The organism is Erythrobacter oryzae, assembly GCF_030271515.1.
Classification (GTDB): Bacteria; Pseudomonadota; Alphaproteobacteria; order Sphingomonadales; family Sphingomonadaceae; genus Erythrobacter; species Erythrobacter oryzae.
On the sequence record NZ_JASCXI010000001.1, the window covers coordinates 531,150 to 547,146 of the forward strand.

General features: G+C 67.1%; 16 protein-coding genes. 12 read left to right on the plus strand and 4 right to left on the minus strand.

The features are described 5' to 3' along the window. The first annotated feature begins 26 nt into the window (after positions 1-26). Positions 27-713, plus strand: coding sequence for a nitroreductase family protein (locus PFX90_RS02670; protein WP_285710261.1), 687 nt, complete (start codon positions 27-29; stop codon positions 711-713). Positions 714-719: 6 nt separating this feature from the next. Here PFX90_RS02670 and PFX90_RS02675 read toward each other — a convergent pair whose 3' ends face one another. Both PFX90_RS02675 and serB read right to left on the minus strand, forming a co-directional pair. Beyond that, positions 720-1,562, minus strand: a complete 843-nt coding sequence (locus PFX90_RS02675; protein ID WP_285710263.1) for a Coq4 family protein — start codon at positions 1,560-1,562, stop codon at positions 720-722. A gap of 118 nt (positions 1,563-1,680) precedes the next feature. Further along, positions 1,681-2,565 (minus strand): phosphoserine phosphatase SerB, encoded by an 885-nt coding sequence (serB, locus tag PFX90_RS02680; RefSeq protein WP_285710267.1) that lies wholly within the window; start codon positions 2,563-2,565, stop codon positions 1,681-1,683. Here serB and miaA point away from each other — a divergent pair. The 6 genes from miaA to PFX90_RS02710 all read left to right on the plus strand — a co-directional run bounded on the left by miaA (position 2,558) and on the right by PFX90_RS02710 (position 8,335). Next, complete coding sequence (miaA, locus tag PFX90_RS02685; protein ID WP_285710268.1) at positions 2,558-3,514, plus strand: tRNA (adenosine(37)-N6)-dimethylallyltransferase MiaA; 957 nt, start codon at positions 2,558-2,560, stop codon at positions 3,512-3,514. The genes serB and miaA overlap by 8 nt on opposite strands. A gap of 153 nt (positions 3,515-3,667) precedes the next feature. After that, positions 3,668-5,413: a biosynthetic-type acetolactate synthase large subunit gene (ilvB, locus tag PFX90_RS02690; RefSeq protein WP_285711229.1), complete on the plus strand. Its 1,746-nt coding sequence runs from the start codon at positions 3,668-3,670 to the stop codon at positions 5,411-5,413. A 15-nt stretch (positions 5,414-5,428) separates the two neighbouring features. Then, positions 5,429-5,944, plus strand: a complete 516-nt coding sequence (gene ilvN / locus PFX90_RS02695; RefSeq protein WP_285710270.1) for an acetolactate synthase small subunit — start codon at positions 5,429-5,431, stop codon at positions 5,942-5,944. A gap of 38 nt (positions 5,945-5,982) precedes the next feature. Then, a complete protein-coding gene (ilvC, locus tag PFX90_RS02700; protein WP_285710273.1) occupies positions 5,983-7,002 on the plus strand; it encodes a ketol-acid reductoisomerase in 1,020 nt (339 codons plus the stop codon). Positions 7,003-7,038: 36 nt separating this feature from the next. Continuing rightward, positions 7,039-7,620 carry a DUF4329 domain-containing protein gene (locus PFX90_RS02705; protein WP_285710275.1) on the plus strand — a complete coding sequence of 194 codons (582 nt, stop codon included), beginning with the start codon at positions 7,039-7,041 and terminating at the stop codon, positions 7,618-7,620. 67 nt (positions 7,621-7,687) lie between these two features. Further along, positions 7,688-8,335 carry a YceI family protein gene (locus PFX90_RS02710; RefSeq protein WP_285710277.1) on the plus strand — a complete coding sequence of 216 codons (648 nt, stop codon included), beginning with the start codon at positions 7,688-7,690 and terminating at the stop codon, positions 8,333-8,335. Positions 8,336-8,398: 63 nt separating this feature from the next. Here PFX90_RS02710 and PFX90_RS02715 read toward each other — a convergent pair whose 3' ends face one another. Beyond that, a complete protein-coding gene (locus PFX90_RS02715; RefSeq protein WP_285710280.1) occupies positions 8,399-8,896 on the minus strand; it encodes a YHS domain-containing (seleno)protein in 498 nt (165 codons plus the stop codon). 142 nt (positions 8,897-9,038) lie between these two features. Here PFX90_RS02715 and PFX90_RS02720 point away from each other — a divergent pair, with 142 nt between their 5' ends. The 5 genes from PFX90_RS02720 to PFX90_RS02740 all read left to right on the plus strand — a co-directional run bounded on the left by PFX90_RS02720 (position 9,039) and on the right by PFX90_RS02740 (position 15,421). After that, entirely contained in the window at positions 9,039-10,190 is a 1,152-nt protein-coding gene (locus PFX90_RS02720) for an alpha-hydroxy acid oxidase (protein WP_285711230.1), read from the plus strand. A 75-nt stretch (positions 10,191-10,265) separates the two neighbouring features. Further along, positions 10,266-10,730: a hypothetical protein gene (locus PFX90_RS02725; protein ID WP_285710282.1), complete on the plus strand. Its 465-nt coding sequence runs from the start codon at positions 10,266-10,268 to the stop codon at positions 10,728-10,730. Positions 10,731-10,923: 193 nt separating this feature from the next. Beyond that, positions 10,924-12,609 (plus strand): 2-isopropylmalate synthase, encoded by a 1,686-nt coding sequence (leuA, locus tag PFX90_RS02730; protein WP_285710285.1) that lies wholly within the window; start codon positions 10,924-10,926, stop codon positions 12,607-12,609. A 95-nt stretch (positions 12,610-12,704) separates the two neighbouring features. Continuing rightward, positions 12,705-14,636, plus strand: coding sequence for a S9 family peptidase (locus PFX90_RS02735; protein ID WP_285710286.1), 1,932 nt, complete (start codon positions 12,705-12,707; stop codon positions 14,634-14,636). Beyond that, positions 14,633-15,421 (plus strand): DUF2189 domain-containing protein, encoded by a 789-nt coding sequence (locus tag PFX90_RS02740; RefSeq protein ID WP_285710288.1) that lies wholly within the window; start codon positions 14,633-14,635, stop codon positions 15,419-15,421. The genes PFX90_RS02735 and PFX90_RS02740 overlap by 4 nt, the downstream gene beginning before the upstream one ends. A gap of 3 nt (positions 15,422-15,424) precedes the next feature. On the opposite strand, the gene PFX90_RS02745 is transcribed toward PFX90_RS02740, so the two are convergent. Beyond that, positions 15,425-15,928 carry a hypothetical protein gene (locus tag PFX90_RS02745; protein WP_285710290.1) on the minus strand — a complete coding sequence of 168 codons (504 nt, stop codon included), beginning with the start codon at positions 15,926-15,928 and terminating at the stop codon, positions 15,425-15,427. Between the last annotated feature and the right edge of the window lie 69 nt (positions 15,929-15,997).

Here is a 15,997-nt window from a genome sequence, read left to right on the forward strand (position 1 = left end):
TGCCGACCGAGGCTCTACGAAAACCGATGAACGCATCCGACGCCCTGCCCTACGCCCTCGAGCCGCTCGGCGATGCCGAAGCGATCGCCCGCGCCCGCGCACTTGCCTCCCGGCTGCGCGAGCGGCGCACCTGCCGCTGGTTCTCTGACGAGCCTGTCCCGCGCGAGGTGATCGAAGCAGCGATCGATGCCGCAGGCAGCGCGCCGTCGGGGGCGAACCACCAGCCTTGGCACTTCGCCGTGGTGTCCTCGCCCGCAACCAAGCGCGCGATCCGCGAAGCTGCCGAGGCCGAGGAGCGGCGCTTCTACGGGACGGAAGGAGACGCGCCCAAGGCGGGCGAGGAATGGCTCGCCGCGCTCGGCCCGCTCGGGACCGATGCCGATAAACCCTTCCTCGAGACTGCGCCGTGGCTGATCGTGGTCTTCGCCCAACGCAAGGGCGGGATCGACGAGGACGGCGAGACACAGAACTACTACGTCAATGAAAGCGTCGGCATCGCCTGCGGGATGCTGATCGCGACTCTGCACGAGGCGGGGGTGGCGACGCTCACCCACACGCCCTCGCCGATGGGGTTCCTGCGCCGCGTCTGCGGGCGGCCCGAGTGGGAGAAGCCGGTGATGATCGTCGTCGCCGGTCGTCCCGCTACCGATGCGACCGTCCCCGCCCACGCGCTGCGTAAAAAGCCGCTGACGCAGATCGCCAGCTGGCTCTAGCGGCCTTTACGCGGCGAGCAGCTCCGGCTCGGCCGGGGTGCGGCTGGCGAGGAGGTTGTAGGGGTCCACACCTTCGGCCTGCCACACGCGGTGGCATTCGCGGTACATGACCGGCTGAGGGATGCGCAGCGCCGCGCGCACTTCCTCGAGCGGGCGTTCGAGCAGCTGGCGGATCGGCTGGTCGATCAGCGGCGGCGCGCCCTTGCCGATGCGATGCGCCTCGCGCACGGCACCGAAGACGGGGGCCTTGGTGCCCTTGGCCATCTTCTTGATGTTGGCCGCGCCCGCATAGCCGATCAGCAGATGGCCCTGGCTGGGCATCTGGCCGTGGGTGAACAGCAGCACGCTCGCCTCGCCCAGTGCGTCGCGGCCATAGCCGGTGAGCACGTGGAACATGTCATGCGTGTCGCGCGAGCGGTTGATGTACCACTCGACCAGATCGGGGAAGCGCGGACGTCCCGCACGGTCGCTTTCGGCGACGAGACCGGCGGCGGTCAGGCCCTCGGCTTCCATGAAATCGCAATAGGCGTGAGCGAGGCTGCCCTTGGGCGTGCGACGCAGCATCGCGTGATCGTCGAGGATCTCCGGCAGGCGCGGCTCGGTCTGGCGCAGATAGGCCCCGCGCTCGGACAGGGCGAGCTCGGCGATGCGCGGCAGGAAATCCTTCGAGGGCAGCGCTTCGAAGATGCGGAACACCGCCGCGGTGTCCTCCTTGTCCTGCATCAGCATCCGGAAGTTCTGGACCGCGCGCAGCGGGCGGTACTTCGCCTGCGGACGGTCGGGGTGCAGCAGCACCGTGCCGTCGGCGGCGAACATCCGGGTGTACTGGTCACGAGCGGTCTGGGTCATGCGGGCAATTCCTGTGCTGTGGTGCTGGTGTAACCACGGCTTGCTTACATGAATGTTAATAGCCGATTCGGTTCGCGATGTGAAACCCTTTTTGCGACGAGGCGTGCGAGCGGGGCGATCAGCCCTCGCGCCAGTCGGCCTTCGGAACACCGAGCAGGATCAGCACGGACGTCAGATCCTCCGAATCAACCCGGCCATTGGCGGCAGCGCGCGCCTTGGGCTTGGCGCGGTAGGCAAAGCCGTAGGTCGCCGCCTCGATCATCGGGATATCGTTGGCACCGTCTCCCGTGGCGAGGCTGTGTGCACCCTCCCCCAGCCCGCCGAGTTCCTCGCGCAGCACCGCCGCCTTGACCGCGGAATCGGTGATCGAGCCGATCAACCCGCCGGTGAGCTTGCCGCCCTCGACCGCCAGACGGTTGCCCACCACACGCTGGAACCCGAGCATCTCGGCGACCGGATCGGCAAAGTGGTGGAAGCCCCCCGTCACAAGCACGGTGCGAGTGCCGAGCGCCGCGAGCGTTGCCACCAGCGTCTTGGCACCCGGGGTCGCGGTGATCCTTTCGGCAAGGCACTGCGCAATCGCGCCCTCGTCCAGCCCCGCCAGCAGCGCCACGCGTTCGCGCAAGGCCGCCTCGAAATCGAGTTCGCCCTGCATCGCGCGCTCGGTGATGTCTGCGATCTGCGCCTTGATCCCGGCATAGTCGGCCAGCTCGTCGATGCATTCCTGCCCGATCATGGTCGAATCCATGTCGGAGACGAACAGGCGGGGGACTTCGATGCTCCCGCGCGCGACCAGCATCGCGGGCGCTTCGAACGTCCCGTCGATCGCCGCCAGCACCGCGGCCGCGTCGCTGCCGTCCATGTGAAGTTCGAGCACGCCAGCATCGCCCTCAGGCATGGCGGCCGCCGTCACCTGCAACCCCGCTTCGGCCAGCGCAGCGACAAGCGCATCGAGACGCGTTTCACATTTACCTGTCTCTGCTATCAGCCGCGCAATGAGCATTCCGACCACTCCTGAAAATCCGCTCGCGCTCATTGCAGGGCCGACCGCCAGCGGCAAGAGCGCGGTTGCGCTCGCCCTCGCCCATCGCCTCGCCGCCGATGGCCGCCGCGCGGTGATCATCAATGCCGATTCTGCGCAGGTCTATGCCGACTTGCAGATCCTCTCCGCCCGCCCCTCCGAGGAAGAGATGGAAGGGATCGAACACCGCCTGTTCGGCGCGTGGGACGGGGCGGAGGCCTGCTCGGCTGCCAAGTGGGCCGCGCGCGCCAAGGAAGAGATCGCCGATTGCCATGCGAATGATGCGGTGCCGATCCTCGTCGGCGGCACGGGGCTTTATCTGAAGGTGCTGCTCGAAGGCATCGCCCCCATCCCCGAGATCGATCCCGCGGTGCGCGCGACGGTGCGCGCGATGGACGAGGGCGACGCGTGGAAGCTCCTCCAGATCGAGGACCCCGAACGCGCGGCGATGCTCGATCCCGGTGACAGCCAGCGCATCGCCCGCGCGCTCGAGGTCAAGCGCTCGACCGGGGTGACGCTCGGCGACTGGCAGCTCGCCAAGGCGGGCGGGATCGCCGAGGAGGTGACGCTCCACCCCCTGATCGTCGAGCCCGAGCGCCAATGGGTCTACGACCGCTGCGATCTGCGCTTCGAGGGGATGCTGGATCAGGGCGCGATCGCCGAGGTGGAGGCGCTGCTGGCGCGCGAACTCGATCCTGACCTTCCGGTGATGCGCGCCATCGGCGTGCCCGAAATCGCCGCCTGGCTCGCAGGCGAGATCGAGGCGGACGACGTGGTCGCGGCCGGGAGCCAGGCCACCCGCAATTACGCCAAGCGCCAGTTCACCTGGTTTCGGCGCCAGCCTCCGCCCGAATGGCCGCGGGTCCATCCCGATTGGGAATCCGAAAATATCGACATTGACACCGCATTCGCATCTTTATTGCGCAAATAGGGCTTGACTTATCAGATTATGACCTTTAGCGGCGGTGTTACTCGGCCCGATGCGCACCCCCCTGCGTCGGGCCGGTTTTCTTATTGACGACAGCCTTCGATGGAGTGCCCCGTGCCTGCCCCGACCAGCCCCGCCCCGGACAATCCCCCCGCGATGAGCGGCGCGGCGATCCTCGTCGAAGGGCTGATCGAACAGGGGGTCGAGTTCGTCTTCGGCTATCCCGGCGGCGCGGTGCTTCCCATTTATGACGAGCTGTTCGGCGACGAGCGCATCCGCCACATCCTCGTCCGCCACGAAGCGGGCGCGGCCCACGCGGCCGAAGGCTATGCCCGCGCCACCGGCAAGCCGGGCGTGGTGCTCGTCACCAGCGGCCCGGGCGCGACCAATGCCATCACCGGCATTGCCGATGCGTGGATGGACTCGATCCCGATGGTGGTCATCACCGGCCAGGTGCCGACCGCGCTGATCGGGACCGACGCCTTCCAGGAAGCCGACACCATCGGCATCACCCGCCACTGCACCAAACACAATTACCTCGTGAAGGACCCGGCTGATCTCGCCGCGACGATCAAGGAGGCCTTCCTGATCGCCACCACCGGCCGCCCCGGCCCGGTCGTGATCGACATTCCCAAGAACGTCCAGATCGCGATCCCCTCCGAGCGCCGCGCCTTGGTGCGGGCCGGATCGCATCGCTACGCCCCCCAGACCGTCGCCCCGGCCGAGCAGATCGTCGAGGCGGTGGAGATGATCGCCGCGGCCGAGCGCCCGATCCTCTACACCGGCGGCGGCATCATCAATTCCGGCCCCGCAGCGAGCGCGCTGCTGCGCCAGTTCCAGGACCTGACCGGCGCGCCCGTCACCTCGACCCTGATGGGCCTCGGCGCCTTCCCCTCCGCGCATCCCGACTGGCTCGGGATGCTGGGGATGCACGGCACCTACGAAGCCAACATGGCGATGAACCAGTGCGACGTGATGGTCTGCATCGGCGCGCGCTTCGACGACCGCGTGACCGGGCGACTGGACGCTTTCTCGCCCAATTCGAAGAAGATCCACATCGATATCGACCGCTCCTCGATCAACAAGGTGGTGCCAGTCGATCTCGGCATCCTCGGCGATTGCGGGACGGTGCTGGCGCAGCTGGTCGAGGCTTGGGGCAGCCGCCAGGCGCAGGACCTTGGCGAATGGAAGGCGCGGATCGCGGGCTGGCGCGCGCGCGAGTGCCTTGCCTATCCCGAGCGCTCGACCAAGAACCCCGGCATGATCATGCCGCAAAAGGCGGTCGAGCGGCTGCACGCGCTCACCCACGCCCGCAAGCCGATCATCACCACCGAAGTCGGCCAGCACCAGATGTGGGCGGCGCAATATTTCGGCTTCGAGGACCCCAACAAGTGGCTCACCTCGGGCGGGCTCGGGACGATGGGCTATGGCCTCCCCGCGGCCATCGGCGCGCAGCTCGGCCATCCTGATGCGCTGGTGATCGACATCGCGGGCGAGGCGAGCATCCAGATGAACATCCAGGAACTCGGCACCGCGTCGCAATACCGCCTGCCGGTCAAGATTTTCATCCTTAACAACGAATACATGGGCATGGTCCGCCAGTGGCAGGAACTGACCTATGAGAGCCGCTATTCGAACAGCTACTCCGACAGCCTCCCCGATTTCGTGAAGCTCGCCGAAGCCTATGGCTGGAAGGGCATCCGCATCACCGAGGAACGCGAACTGGACGATGGCATCATGCGGATGCTCGACCACAATGGTCCGGTGATTGTCGACTGCCTCGTCGCGCAGGATGCCAACTGCCTGCCGATGATCCCGAGCGGCGCGGCGCACACCGAGATGCTTCTCTATGGCGACAAGGTCGACGGCACGATGGACGACGAAGCCAAGGCGCTGGTGTAGGAAAAGCTCATGCCAATGAAGATTGCCGAAGCGGCCTCCGAGCGCCACGTGCTCGCCGTCACCGTCGATAATGAGCCTGGGATCCTCGCCAAGATCACCGGGCTGTTCACCGCGCGCGGCTACAATATCGACAGCCTGACCGTGGCTGACATCAGCGAAGACCACGCGATCAGCCGCATCACCATCGTCACCAACGGCCCGCCGCAAGTGATCGACCAGATCGAGGCGCAGCTCGAGCGGCTGGTGCCGGTCCACAAGGTCACCGACCTCACCACCGCCGGCCCGCACGTCGAGCGCGAGTTGGCGCTGATCAAGGTCACCGGCACTGGCGAAAAGCGGGTCGAGGCGCTGCGCCTTGCGGACATCTTCCGCGCGCGGCCGGTCGATACCACCACCGAAAGCTTCATCTTCGAAATCACCGGCCCGCCCGACAAGGTCGACAGCTTCATCGCCCTGATGCGCGAGCTGGGGCTCGTCGAGGTCGGCCGCACCGGGATCGTGGGCATGATGCGCGGGGCTCAGGCCGTCTAACCGAATCCAACGAATACAATCTGCAAGAGAGAACACTGATGAAAGTCTATTACGACGCCGATGCCGATCTCAACCTGATCAAGCCCAAGAAGGTCGCGATCGTCGGCTACGGCTCGCAGGGCCACGCCCACGCCCAGAACCTGCGCGACAGCGGCGTCGCCGAAGTCGCCATCGCCCTGCGCGAAGGATCGGCGACCGCCAAGAAGGCGGAAGGCGCAGGCTTCAAGGTGCTCTCCAACACCGCCGCCGCGCAGTGGGCCGACATCATCATGATCCTCGCGCCCGACGAGCATCAGGCCGCGATCTGGGAGAATGACCTCAAGGGCCACATGAAGCCCGGCAGCGCGCTCGCCTTCGCCCACGGGCTCAACATCCACTTCGGCCTGATCGAGGCGCCCGCCGATATCGACGTCATCATGATCGCCCCCAAGGGCCCGGGCCACACCGTGCGCAGCGAATATGTGAAGGGCGGCGGCGTGCCGTGCCTCATTGCCGTCCACCAGGACGCGAGCGGCGCGGCGCATGACGTGGCCCTCGCCTATGCCTCGGCCGTCGGCGGCGGTCGCAGCGGGATCATCGAGACCAACTTCCGCGAGGAATGCGAAACCGACCTGTTCGGCGAGCAGGCGGTGCTGTGCGGCGGGATCACCCACCTTATCCAGGCCGGGTTCGAGACGCTGGTCGAGGCCGGTTACGCCCCCGAAATGGCCTATTTCGAGTGCCTCCACGAAACCAAGCTGATCGTCGACCTGCTCTATGAAGGCGGCATCGCCAACATGCGCTATTCGATCTCGAACACCGCCGAATATGGCGACATCACCACCGGCCCGCGCATCATCACCGATGAAACCAAGGCCGAAATGAAGCGCGTGCTGGCCGACATCCAGTCGGGCCGCTTCGTGAAGAACTTCGTGCTCGACAACCGCGCCGGCCAGCCCGAACTCAAGGCCGCCCGCAAGCAGGCCGCCGCGCACCCGATCGAACAGACCGGCGAGCGCTTGCGCGCCATGATGCCGTGGATCGCTGCCAACAAGCTGGTCGACAAGGCCAAGAACTGACGCCAAAGCAAGGGCCTGATGTTCGAAGGCCCGCGCATGAAACTGGTTTACGCGGCGATCGCCATCCTGTGGGTGGCGATCGTCGTGCATCTGGCGAGCACCCGCAAGGGGCCCGAGGATTTCGTCGTCACGGTCTCGCAGTCGCAAGTGCAGGCCTTCGCCCGCGAAAGGCTCGGGGCGATGCAGGCGCGATCTTTCGCGGAGCGGCTCGAGCTGTGCGCGATCATCTTCGAGGACAGCGAGGGCAAGCTCCAGTCCTCCGAAGTGCGCCCCGGCGACGAGGCGACCTGCGACCTCGAATATTTCGACGCGCCCGGCATGGCCCCGCTCGCCAGCATCCATACCCACGGCGCTTTCGATGAAGATTACGACAGCGAGGTGCCCTCGGTGATCGACCTTGAAGGCGACGTCGCGGACCAGATGGACGGCTATGTGGCAACGCCGGGCGGGCGGCTGTGGCGGGTCGACTGGGAGCGCGAGCGCGTCGTGCTGGTGTGCGGCGCGGGCTGTCTGGCGCAGGACCCCGCCTACCGTGCCTGCCCCGACGATACGGTCGCGGCGAGCTACTCCGGCGCGGAACTCGCCGCGCGCAGCCGTCGTCCTGTCCTGGAGTGCTGAGCCTTCGCGGGGGCGCAGGAACCCTGCGGTCGCCCGTGGATTTGAAACGCAACCCAAGGAGACACCCATGAAGCGTCACATCATCCCCGCCCTCGCGCTCGCCGCTGTCGGCCTCACCGCCTTTGCCCCGGCTCTCACCGCGCAAGGCGCGCCGCAGGTGCCGGGCGCGAAGGACCCCGCGCGCGTCACCGCCGGGTCCTATGCCGCCGATCCCAACCACTCGCTGATCGGGTGGGAGGTCAACCACTTCGGCTTCAACGATTATTACGGCCTGTTCGGCGATGTCGCGGGCAATCTCACCATCGATCCGGCCAACCCCAACGCCGCCAAGGTCGATGTGACGATCCCGGTCACCAATGTCACCACCGCGAGCAAGGGCCTGACCGATCACCTGCTGCGCCCCGGCAAGGACGGCGGCAAGCCCGACTTCTTCGGCCCCGCCCCGGCCCCTGCCCGCTTCGTCTCGACCTCGGTCAAGGCGGACGGAATGAAGGCCACCATCACCGGCGATCTGACGCTGAACGGCATCACCAAGCCCGTCACCTTCGAGGCCGAATTCACCGGCGCGGGCAACAACCCCTTCAGCAAGAAGGCGACCATCGGCTTCGAGGCGGAGACCGAGATCAAGCGCTCGGACTTCGGGATCGATGCCTACATCCCCTTCGTCAGCGACGAGGTTGAACTCGATATCAGCGTGGCGTTCGAGAAACAGTAAACCCCAAGGCGACTGGCGGGCCGCAAAGGGGAGGAGCCCGCCAGCCACCCATCATCGGGCCGGTCAGAGACCGAACCAGCCCGATCCGGTGTAAGTCTTGCCCGCCGGAATCTTCGCCCAATTGGGCCCGCCCTTGGCGATGAAGCCCGAAATGTCCTTGCGCCACTTGGCGCGGATGCCCTGATCGTAGTTCAAGTAGAGCTTGCCGCCGACGATGTCGTAGGCGGTCGGATCGCCCGGCGCGAGATAGCCCTGCGCGATCGCCCAAGCGCAATGCCCGCCATATTGCGGGGCGTAGGCGGCGGGATTGGCCTTGAAGGCGGCGGCGTTTTCGGCCGATGCGAAGCGCCATTCGGTGCCCTTCCAGCTCACCTTGAACTGCGCGCTGCCCTTCACCGGCTTGCCCTGTCCGCGGAAGTAGCTGACCGTGTCATAGCCCCCCACCGCGACATTGGCGCTCGCGGCATAGATCCCGCCATCGGCGAGCGCGGGAACGGGTGCGGCGAGGCCGAGCGGGGCGGCGAGCGCCGCGAGGGCGAGAAGCAGGCGGGCAGGTTTCATCGGTTCCATCCTTGTGCTGGGCCGCGCGCATCCATGCCGCAGGCCGGTCGCAGCGTCTTTCGCGCGCTCACCCTCATTGGTGACAGGGCCGCACAAAAATCGTCGACTTGCCGAAGCGAGTGCTTCAATGCTGCACCCCGTCATGCGCCTTTCCGACTGTCACAACATCGACGATTTCCGCAGGCTGGCGAAGGCAAGACTGCCCTTCCCGGTGTTCGACTATATCGACGGCGCGGCCGATGACGAGCTGACCAAGGCGCGCAACACCGCCGCCTTTGCCGGGGTCGATCTGGTGCCCGACGTGCTGGCAGGCGTGGCCGAGATCGACACCTCCTGCACCATCCTCGGGCGCAAGTCGGCCCTCCCTCTGATGCTCTCGCCCACCGCGGTGCAGCGCGCCTTCCACTGGGAGGGCGAGCGCGCCGTTGCCCGCGCGGCGGAGAAATACGGGCTGTGGTTCGGCATCTCGAGCCTCGCCACGCGCAGCATCGAAGAGATCGCCGCGCTCACCAGCGGCCCCAAGCTGTTCCAGCTCTATGTCCACAAGGACAAGGGCCTCAACGCCCACATGATCGAGCGCTGTCAGGCGGCGAAATTCGATGCGCTGGCGCTGACGGTCGACACCATCGTTTCGGGCAAGCGCGAGCGGTGCCTGCGCTCCGGCTTCACCACACCGCCGCGCTTCACTCCGCGCGCGGTGTGGAGCTACGCCACCCGCCCCAAGTGGACGCTCGACTACGTGCTGCGCGAGAAATTCCGACTCCCCAACCTCGACACCCACGTGACCGAGGGATCGGGCAAGGCCGTCAGCATCGCCGAATATTTCAACACCATGCTCGACACCGCGATGGACTGGGACACCGCCGCGCGGATCCGGCAGGACTGGGGCGGCACCTTCGTATTGAAGGGCATCATGAGCGCGGGCGACGCGCGGCGGGCGGTCGAGATCGGGGCGGATGCGATCATGATCTCGAACCACGGCGGACGCCAGCTGGACGGCAGCCGCGCACCCTTCGACCAACTGCCCGAGATCGTCGATGCGGTCGGCGGCAAGATCGAGATTATCTGCGACGGCGGCATCCGGCGCGGCACCCATGTCCTCAAGGCCCTGTGCAGCGGCGCCACTGCCGCCTCGGGCGGGCGGCTCTATCTCTATGCGCTGGCCGCCGCCGGGCAGGCCGGGGTCGAGCGCGCGCTCGGCATCCTCAAGGACGAGATCGAGCGCGGGATGCGGCTGATGGGGGTCACCAGTATCGACCAGCTCACCCCCGATCGCATCCGCCAGCGGCACTAATAGGCACGCGTGTCATAAACCGGTAACGCAAGGGGCGTTTGGGCGGGCACGCTCGAAATCAGGGGATCCGACACAATGACCACCGCGCGCGCCTTCGCTTTTACTCTGCCCGCTCTGGTCCTCCTGCTCACCGCCTGCGGGAGCGAGCAGGACGAGCCCGGCAATGACGCCGACAGCTTTGCCGCGCGCATCGGCAAGGGCGAGGCGACGCCGGGAGCGGGCGGCGTCCCCGTGGCCAACGGCACGGTCGCGCCGACCGTCGCCCAGCCCTTGCCCGGCGCGGCGCCCGGTGCCTATGCCCCCGGCACGCTCACCGACCCGGCCTCGAAGACCTGCGGCGCGCCGCTGATGGGGCCCTTCATCGGCAAGCTCGCCGATCAGGCCACCCGCGCCGAGATCGCCAAGATGCTGGGCCGCACCGACAATCTGCGCTTCGTGACCTTCGGCAGCACCGCCAACGTCAACCCCGATCCGACCAATCCGCGCCTCTCGATCATGCTCGATGCGCAGAACATCATCCGCGACGCGCGCTGCGGATAGCACAAGAGCCAATCCCGGCTTGCGCTCGGCGCAATAATCGCACAAAGGCTTGGGCATGATCGGACACGGACTTGCGCTGCTTCGACTTATGCGCCCTTGGGCGTAGGTAGCCGCGCGTCAGACGCCTGCGGCACCGCTCCCAAGGGTAACTGCCGCAGCCTGACCTATTCGTTCTGACGACGAGCTTCCCATCATGCCCATGCTCAAGCATCCTTCCGCCAAGTATCGCCCCTTCGGCCAGATCGACCTGCCGAACCGCCAGTGGCCCTCGAAGCTGATCGAGAAGGCCCCGCGCTGGCTCTCGACCGATCTGCGCGACGGCAACCAATCGATCATCGACCCGATGGACGCGGTGAAGAAGCGCCGCTTCTTCGACCTGCTGGTCGAGGTGGGCCTCAAGGAAATCGAGGTCGGCTTCCCCAGCGCAGGCGCGACCGAGTTCGATTTCATCTCGGGGCTGGTGAAATCCGATGCGATCCCTGATGACGTGATCGTGCAGGTGCTCACCCAAAGCCGCGAGGACCTGATCCGGACCAGCTTCGCCAGCCTCGAAGGCGCGCGCGCGGCCATCGTCCATCTCTACAACGCCGTGAGCCCCGCCTGGCGCGACATCGTGTTCCGCATGAGCAAGGACGAGGTGAAAGCCATCGCCGTCGCGGGCGCCAAGGTGATGCGCGATGAAGCCGCCAAGTATCCCGGCACCGACTGGCACTTCCAGTATTCGCCGGAGACCTTCTCGACCGCCGAACTCGATTTCAGCATCGAGGTCTGCGCCGCGGTGATGGAGGTGCTCCAGCCCACGCCCGAGCACCCGATCATCCTCAACCTCCCCGCCACGGTCGAAGCGGCGACGGCCAATATCTACGCCGACCAGATCGAGTATTTCGGCCGCCACCTGCCGAACCGCGAAAGCGCGGTCCTGTCCTTGCACACCCACAATGACCGCGGCACCGGCGTCGCGGCGGCAGAACTGGGGCTCATGGCCGGTGCCGACCGCGTCGAGGGCTGCCTGTTCGGCAATGGCGAGCGCACCGGCAATTGCTGCCTCGTGACGATGGCGCTCAACCTCTATACGCAGGGCGTCGACCCGGAGCTCGATTTCTCGGACATCGACCGGGTGATCGAGACCGTCACCTATTGCAACGACCTCCCCGTCCACCAGCGCCACCCCTATGGCGGGGAGCTGGTCTACACCGCCTTCAGCGGTAGCCATCAGGATGCGATCAAGAAGGGCTTCGAAGCGCGCGAAACCCAGAACGACGAGCTGTGGCGCGTGCCCTATCTCCCCATCGACCCGGCCGATCTCGGGCGCAGCTACGAGGCGGTGATCCGGGTCAATTCGCAGTCGGGCAAGGGCGGCTTCGCCTGGGTGCTGGAGAAGGATCAGGGCCTGAAGCTCCCCAAGAAAATGCAGGCCGATTTCTCCCGCCATGTCCAGCATATGGCCGACGAACTCGGCCGCGAACTCAATGCCGGCGACATCTGGGACGCCTTCCGCAAGGCTTACCACGTCAAGATCCACCCCAAGCACTTCCAGCTTGTCCGCTACGAGGAAAGCCGCGCCGCCGATGGCACGCGGATCTTCGCGGGCACCATCGCGGTCGAGGGGGCCGAGCAATCGGTCTCGGGCCGGGGCAATGGCCTCATCTCTTCGGTGATGGGCACGCTGCGCGAGGCTTTCGGGGTCGATCTCGAGGTGGTCGACTACACCGAACACGCGCTGGGTGCTGGCACCGATGCGCGCGCGGCGGCCTATCTCGAATGCCGCGCCGCTGATGGCCGCACCATCTGGGGCTGCGGGATCGACGAGGACATCGCCACCGCGAGCGTGCGCGCAGTGCTCTCCGCCGCCAATTCGGCCGTCGCCCGCAGCGCCTGACCCCGATTCCCTCTGGCACGCGCGGGGCAAGGTGGTATCACTCTGCCCCTCGCGGCTTGCCGCGCGGCCTTGGGGGAGGGAAACAGATGCGTTCGATGATTGCCGTTGTCCTGTTGCTGAGCGCCTCGCCGCTCGCAGCGCAAATCGCCACGCCGCAGCGGCCGGTGACCGATCCCAGGAGCCTCGAATCCCCCGCCAACCCCGAGGCGCGCGAAGTGCCGCTCGAGGATATCGGCAATTCGCGCGGGATCGCCGGGGTGACGTGGAGCGTCGACGGCAAGCACATCTTCGTTTCGACCAACTTGACCGGGCGCTACAACATCTGGCGCACTGACGCGGACGGCAGCTGGCCGCTGCAGATGACCCAGTCGGACGAGACCCAGACCGGGCTCGCCGCCTCGCGTGACGGCAAGTGGCTCTATTTCCGGCAGGACGCGGGGGGCGACGAGTATTACGACATCTTCCGCGTGCCCACGGGAGGCGGCGCGGTGGAGCAGGTGACGCGCACTCCCGATTTGAGCGAGGCCGCTTTGGTGCCCGGCGGCGCGGACGGGCTGATCGCGCTGTCAGTCAAGAAGAAGAGCGAGGCGCAGGCCAACCTCGCCGTGCTCGCGCCCGACGGCACGGTGCGCGTGCTGACCGCCGAGGCTGACCCCAATTTCGGCTGGAGCCCGCGGGTCTGGGCGGACGGCGGCAAGACCATCTTCGCCAACCGCGAGAACATCGATTCGACCGCGAGCGAAATCTGGCGCGTCGATGTCGCCACCGGCAAGGCGACCCGCGTGCTGGGCAAGGACGACACGATCTACGCCATCGCCGACGTCAGCGCCGACGGGAAGTGGCTCGCGGTCACCACCAACGAGCGCACGGGCCGCATGCAGGCCGGGCTCTACGCGCCGGCCTCGGGCGAGTGGAAATGGCTGAAGCCGATCGTCTGGGACCAGTCCGCGCTGCGCTTCACCCGCGACGGCAAGGCGCTGCTGGTCGAGAGCAGCGACGATCTGCGCAGCCGACTGGTCAAGGTCGATCTGGCCACCGGCGCGGAGACGCCGCTCAAGCTGCCGCAGGGGATCAACTACACCTCGGCCGCCGAACCGCGTTCGCCTGACGGCACGTCGCTGCTGGTGGTCAACATGGCCGCCAACGTGACAGGCGAATTGAACCGCTATGACCTTGCCACCGACACCGTCACGCCGGTCACCCGGCTCGCGCTGGCCAGTGTCCGGCCCGAAGTGCTCGCGACCTCGCAGCAGGTGACCTACAAGAGCTTCGATGGCACGCTGATCAGCGCTCTCGTCACCATGCCCGCCAACCTCGCGCGCGACGGGAGCAACCCCGCGATTGTCATCCCCCACGGCGGGCCCACGGGCAAGACCGACGACTATTTCGACGACATCGCCGCCGCGCTCGCGAGCCGGGGCTACATCATCATCGCCCCCAACTTCCGCGGATCGACCGGCTACGGCAAGGACTTCCAGGCCGCCAACTACAACGACCTCGGCGGCGGCGACCTCAAGGACACCATCGCGGCCAAGCAGTTCCTCGTCGCCAGCGGCTATGTCGACCCCAAGCGCGTCGGCATCTTCGGCGGCTCCTACGGCGGGTTCATGACGCTGATGGCGCTCGGCAAGACGCCCGACGAGTTCGCCGCGGGTGTCCAGTGGTTCGGGATCATCAACTGGCGCACCATGTACCGCGACATGGACGAGGTGCTCAAAGCCTACCTCCGCAGCCTGATGGGCACGCCCGAGGAGAACCCCGAGGGCTACGACCGCGCCTCGCCGCTCACATACATCGCCAACGCCACGGCGCCGCTGCTCAGCCTCCAGGGCGAAAACGACATCCGCGTCCCGCGCGGCCAGGCGCAGGAGGTCGAGGACATCCTCAAGGCCAAGGGGCGCACGGTCGAGACGGTGTTCTATCCGCTCGAGGGCCACGGCTTCAGGAAGCGCGAGAACCAGCTCGATTCGTTGAAGCGCACGGTCGAATGGTTCGATCGCTACCTCAAGCCGCAAGCGGGCAAATGACCGGACTGGACAGCGCCCCGCCGCTCGCCGCCGCGCCGCTACCGCGACCGCAGGCGCGCGGCGATCTCGGCTGGGCCGACCTTCGCGCGGCGCTCGTGGCGGGCTGGCGCGACTTTCTCGCCATGCCGCGCTTCGGACTGTTCTTCGGCGGGGTCTATGTGCTCACGGGCCTTGCCATCGGGTGGGCGACGCTCGCCGGGGGCAGCCCGACCTGGCTGATCCCCGCCATCGCCGGCTTCCCGCTGGTCGCGCCTTTCGTCGCCGTCGGCCTCTACGAGGCAAGCCGCTGCCGCGCCGCGGGTGCGCCGCTGACATGGCGCGCGGTGCTCGGGGCGCTGAAGGGCCACGGCGACGACCAGATCCTGTCGATGGGCGTGATCGTCTTCGTCGCCTTCTCGTTCTGGATGATCGTCGCCCACGCGATCTTCGCAATCTTCGTGGGCGAGAGCGGGATGGGCCGCGACCCGCTCGCCGCCCTGATGACGCGCGAGGGGCTGGCGATGCTCGCCGTGGGCAGCGCGGTCGGCGGGGCGATGGCCTTCGCCTTCTATGCCATGACCGTCATCAGCCTGCCGCTGCTGGTCGACCGGCGCCACGATTTCCTCACCGCGATCATCGCCAGCCTTGCCGTAGTGCGGCGCAATTTCGCGGTAATGGCGGGCTGGGCGGCGATCATCGCCGGGCTGCTGTTCGTCGCGATGCTGCCAGGCTTTCTCGGGCTGATGGTGGCGCTGCCGGTGCTGGGCCATGCGACCTGGCACCTATATGTGCGCGCGGTGGCCTAGCGCCTACTTCGCCTTCTTGCGCGCGCGCAGGCTGGCGAGCCGTTTTTCCGCGCTCTCCAGCCCCGGTGCGCCGGGCACGAGGATCGGCTCGAAAGGCTTCTGGAGGCTGCCGACCCCTGCCACCTGCTGGCCCGCGATGTAGGAATTCTGCCAGGCTGCCAGACGATAGGCCTGCTCGGCCTTGCCCCAGTCCTGCGCCACCCCGCGCCCTTCCTCGAAGCGGATGCCGAGTTCGAGCAGCGCCGGTTTGTGGTCCATCCCCGACAGCCTGGCGAGGTGCGGCAGAGGGAGGCTCGCGCAGGGCACATTGACCGGCTTTGCGCCGCCCGCGCTCCACGGGCATCCCCCCGCAACCGACAGGGGCGAAGCCAGCGCCGCATCGAGCCGCGCCTGTTCCTCGGCCGACACGGGCGTGCGGGTGGAAATGCCCATATATTGCCGCACCGCGCAGCCGCTCAGCCCCAGCATCGCCGCCGCCAGCAATGCCGTTTGCGCGATCCGCTTCATCCCCGATGCCCCCCTAATTCGGCAATGACGCCCATCGCCCGTGCCGCTACACCTTGACCCGCGACACAA

Coding starts and splice junctions, on each gene's coding strand:
- PFX90_RS02670 (WP_285710261.1), top strand. CDS start 27: ATGAACGCATCCGACGCCCTGCCCTACGCCCTCGAGCCGCTCGGCGAT.
- PFX90_RS02675 (WP_285710263.1), bottom strand. CDS start 1,562: ATGACCCAGACCGCTCGTGACCAGTACACCCGGATGTTCGCCGCCGAC.
- miaA (WP_285710268.1), top strand. CDS start 2,558: ATGAGCATTCCGACCACTCCTGAAAATCCGCTCGCGCTCATTGCAGGG.
- serB (WP_285710267.1), bottom strand. CDS start 2,565: ATGCTCATTGCGCGGCTGATAGCAGAGACAGGTAAATGTGAAACGCGT.
- ilvB (WP_285711229.1), top strand. CDS start 3,668: ATGAGCGGCGCGGCGATCCTCGTCGAAGGGCTGATCGAACAGGGGGTC.
- ilvN (WP_285710270.1), top strand. CDS start 5,429: ATGAAGATTGCCGAAGCGGCCTCCGAGCGCCACGTGCTCGCCGTCACC.
- ilvC (WP_285710273.1), top strand. CDS start 5,983: ATGAAAGTCTATTACGACGCCGATGCCGATCTCAACCTGATCAAGCCC.
- PFX90_RS02705 (WP_285710275.1), top strand. CDS start 7,039: ATGAAACTGGTTTACGCGGCGATCGCCATCCTGTGGGTGGCGATCGTC.
- PFX90_RS02710 (WP_285710277.1), top strand. CDS start 7,688: ATGAAGCGTCACATCATCCCCGCCCTCGCGCTCGCCGCTGTCGGCCTC.
- PFX90_RS02715 (WP_285710280.1), bottom strand. CDS start 8,896: ATGAAACCTGCCCGCCTGCTTCTCGCCCTCGCGGCGCTCGCCGCCCCG.
- PFX90_RS02720 (WP_285711230.1), top strand. CDS start 9,039: ATGCGCCTTTCCGACTGTCACAACATCGACGATTTCCGCAGGCTGGCG.
- PFX90_RS02725 (WP_285710282.1), top strand. CDS start 10,266: ATGACCACCGCGCGCGCCTTCGCTTTTACTCTGCCCGCTCTGGTCCTC.
- leuA (WP_285710285.1), top strand. CDS start 10,924: ATGCCCATGCTCAAGCATCCTTCCGCCAAGTATCGCCCCTTCGGCCAG.
- PFX90_RS02735 (WP_285710286.1), top strand. CDS start 12,705: ATGATTGCCGTTGTCCTGTTGCTGAGCGCCTCGCCGCTCGCAGCGCAA.
- PFX90_RS02740 (WP_285710288.1), top strand. CDS start 14,633: ATGACCGGACTGGACAGCGCCCCGCCGCTCGCCGCCGCGCCGCTACCG.
- PFX90_RS02745 (WP_285710290.1), bottom strand. CDS start 15,928: ATGAAGCGGATCGCGCAAACGGCATTGCTGGCGGCGGCGATGCTGGGG.